At 63.6% G+C, this 3,297-nt stretch carries 3 protein-coding genes; 1 reads left to right on the top strand and 2 read right to left on the bottom strand.

From position 1 onward, the window contains the following. Window positions 1-162 precede the first annotated feature (162 nt). The gene (locus EOA60_RS25195) at window positions 163-1,242 is read left to right on the top strand and encodes a glycosyltransferase (protein WP_067324233.1); all 1,080 of its coding nucleotides are present in this window, start codon (window positions 163-165) and stop codon (window positions 1,240-1,242) included. 118 nt (window positions 1,243-1,360) lie between these two features. On the opposite strand, the gene EOA60_RS25190 is transcribed toward EOA60_RS25195, so the two are convergent. Both EOA60_RS25190 and EOA60_RS25185 read right to left on the bottom strand, forming a co-directional pair. After that, window positions 1,361-2,383: a phosphoribosyltransferase gene (locus EOA60_RS25190; protein ID WP_067324235.1), complete on the bottom strand. Its 1,023-nt coding sequence runs from the start codon at window positions 2,381-2,383 to the stop codon at window positions 1,361-1,363. An 81-nt stretch (window positions 2,384-2,464) separates the two neighbouring features. Continuing rightward, window positions 2,465-3,297, bottom strand: an 833-nt coding sequence (locus EOA60_RS25185) for an oligosaccharide flippase family protein (protein WP_164899518.1), incomplete at its 5' end; no start/stop codon positions are given.

Here is a 3,297-nt window from a genome sequence, read left to right as displayed (position 1 = left end):
CCTGGCGCAGCTCGCCCAATGATCCGATCCGCTTCACCGGCTGGCATCCATGCACCAATCCGTTCGCCAATCTCGAGCAGCAGACTGCCTGACACTGCCCGCCGGCATGTTTGCCGGCAAGCCAGGAAAACTGGCCAAGAAAATGTGACAAGGAGCCGAACCATGAAAGTTCTCTTCGCAGGCGGAAACGGCTATCCGCCGCAATTCAGCGGCGGCGTCCAGTCGAGCACCCATCATCTGGCGGAGCAATTGATCGAACACGGTCATGAGGCATCGGTGCTTGCGGCCTTGTTCGGCCAGGGCATGTTCGGATACAAGGCGCGCGCCAAGATGAAGCTCCTCGGTCAGCGCGCCGTCATCGACAATTTCCCCGGCTATCCGGTGGTGCGCGCCTGGTTCCCCTGGGAAGCGGCCGCCTTTGCCGTAAAGAAGCTGCAGCCGGACGTAGCGGTGGTGCAGTGTCACAAATCGGTTCCGCTCGGCAAGGCGCTGGAGGCCGAGGGCGTGCCGCTGGTGGTCTATCTCAGGAATGTTGAATTCCATGAACTCGGGGGCGATCTGCGCGAGCTGAACTCGGCGTCTTACATCGCCAATTCCGAGTTCACGGCGCGCACTTACAAGCGCGAGTTTGGCATCGATTCCACGGTAATCCCGCCGACGATCAATCCGGCCTCTTACAGCACGCCGACGACGGGCGAGTACGTCACCTTTATCAATCCCTACGAGGAAAAGGGTTTCGAGCTGGCGGTGCGGATCGCGGCCGCCTGCAGGGAGATCCCTTTCCTGTTCGTCGAGAGCTGGAAGCTGGATGACGATCACCGCGCCCGCATCGCGGAAACGATCGCGCCGTTCTCCAATATCAAGCTCGAAAACCGCACCGACGACATGAAGACTCTCTACGGCCGCACCAGGATCCTGCTGGCGCCGAGCAAATGGGAAGAGGCGTGGGGTCGCGTTGCCTCGGAGGCCCATTGCAGCGGTATTCCCGTCGTCGGCTCGCGGCGCGGCGGACTGCCCGAAGCGATCGGCTCCGGCGGCGTCGTGCTGGACTATGACGCGCCGCTCGAGGACTGGGTCACGGCGCTCAGGCGGCTGTGGAACGATCGCGAGGAATATGAGCGAGTCTCGGAAGCCGCGCTCACGTTCTCGCAGCGCCCGGAACTCGATCCCGAGCGCCAGTTCGCCACCTTCTTCGCCTTGCTGGACAGGGCTGCCAGGCAGCGCGCCCGGCGCGCTGCTTAATGCATGTCGCCCAGAAATCTGCAGCGGTTCTGGGGCGCGACAGGCATCAAAACGACGACCCAAACGTCGACTGAATGCGATTCGGCGCGAGGCACCTTAAATCCGCGTTAGGTTTTGCTTACGCTGGTCTTTTGACCCGGCTCTTCAGCATTTCATAGGCGCGTTCGCCGAGCAGGGCGCGCGCGGCGGTCTTGATGACCTTCTTGCGCCCCTCGGGCGAATTGATCTGCCTGAGCCGTGCCGGCAGGTTGCGGGCCGCCTGCTCCAGCGCCGGCAAGGAAAACGCGTCGGGAAAGCTCACGATGTTGGTTTCGACGCACAGCACCGGCTTGCCCGATAGCTTGGCGATCTTGAGCGCCTGCTCGTGCTCGCTCTCGATGAACAGGATGGCGTCCGACTTGCGATAGAACTCGGCCTTGAAGCTGCCATGCGCGCCAAGCCGCTGCCGCTCGGCCTTGCTCGGCAGGTCGAGCATGACGAGATGGTCATATTTGATCTCGTGCTTGGCCAGCCAGGCTTCAGTCAGCTTGCGATACTTTTCCAGCCGGCTGGTCACCAGCCAGCCGATCTTGCGCGTCGGCCCGAGAAGCGGCCGCGCCTCGGTGAGGAATTTTTCGTAGGCCGGCCCGTCGTCATTCTCGTCCGCGGTCGGATCGAGGCAAAGCACGCCGTCTATGTCGACGCAGCATTGCTCGAGGAAGACGTGATGCATGAAGTTCCACTGGAACATCCTGGGATGCGGCACGACCTCGAAGACGATATCGGTTTCCTTGTGCTGCGAAAGCAGGCCGAACACGGCCGCGTAGACGAAATCGCCCGGGATGCCGGCAGCCGCGATTTTGCTGCGCGCATCGCGCATGGCGTTGCCGCCGCTGACGCTGTCGTCGATCACCAGGATCTTGCGCATTTCGGAATGCTGCCGATCGAGCGCCGCACGCCGCTTGGTGATCCCCGAGGTGTAGATCTTGCCGGCGAGAAAGCTGTCGAGATCGGTCATCGGGATATTCGCCGTCAGGCTGACCAGCGTCGCGGCGAGGATGCCGCTTCGCGGCACGCCAACCACCAGGTCGATGTCGCGCGGCAGCCGGTGCAGGTTCCGCGCGATCGCGTCGTTCATGTCTGAGATCGATCGGTAATTCATGCTGTTGCCTAACCCTCAAGAATCAGCAGTTTTGGGCTGTCCGGCGGCGGCCGGAATGCCTGGCGGTTTGCGCCGGCAAGGTCATTTCGCCTCGCTGGGCGCGGGCGAAAACCCGCGCGCCGGGATCAGCCGCAGGGCCTCCCGAAGCGCCTCGCGGCCGGCGCCGAAGGCGAGCGCGACGATGATGGTGACGACATAGGACAGCACCGCGCCGCCTGCGAGAGCGATGATGGGCTGCGCCGGCAGCATCGGCTTGGCGACCCAGACCAGGGCCAGCGCCAGATGCGCGCCGAGCACGAAGGGGGCGGCTGCGTGCAGCACATGGCTCGCCTGCAGCGGCCCGGCCTTGCCGACATAGAGCCAGAGGAAAGGCGTCCGCAGATATTCGCTGACCGCATAGGCGACCGCGACGCCGAGCGCGCCATAAGGCAGGCCGATGGCGAAGGCCAGCACCGAGGTGACGGCGGTGATGATGCCCCAGCGCATGAAATCGCCCGAACGGCCCTGGCTGACGAACAGCCATCCGGCCGGATTGTTCAGCGGCTGCAGCAGGCCGGCGAAGCCCAGCGCGAGGAAAATGTTGGCACTCTCCCGCCATTGCGGGCCGAGCACGAACGGAATGAGCGTATCCGACATGGCGGTGGCGAAGGCCACGCCCGGCAACGCCACCAGGAGGATCAGCGGCATGACGCGCAGATACGCGCTGCGATAACGGTCCGGCTCGTCCTTCAGCCGCGAAAGTGCCGGCACCATCACCTTCGACAGCGGGTTGGTGATCTGGCTGAGCGGGAAGAGCAGCAGCTTGTAGGCGCGATCGTAGAGGCCGAGCTGCGCCTCGCCCCAATATTTGCCGATCAGCACATTGTCGAGATTTCGGGCAAAGAAATTGGCGAGGTTGAAGCCGGTGATGCCGG

The sequence above is a fragment of the Mesorhizobium sp. M1A.F.Ca.IN.020.06.1.1 genome, assembly GCF_004023265.1.
GTDB lineage: Bacteria > Pseudomonadota > Alphaproteobacteria > Rhizobiales > Rhizobiaceae > Mesorhizobium.
Note: the sequence above shows the minus strand (reverse complement) of the source record. Positions and strands in the feature narration are given on the sequence as shown.

Bases quoted from the DNA above. Each gene is read 5' to 3' on its own strand.
- EOA60_RS25195 (WP_067324233.1), top strand. From the start codon at position 163: ATGAAAGTTCTCTTCGCAGGCGGAAACGGCTATCCGCCGCAATTCAGC.
- EOA60_RS25190 (WP_067324235.1), bottom strand. From the start codon at position 2,383: ATGAATTACCGATCGATCTCAGACATGAACGACGCGATCGCGCGGAAC.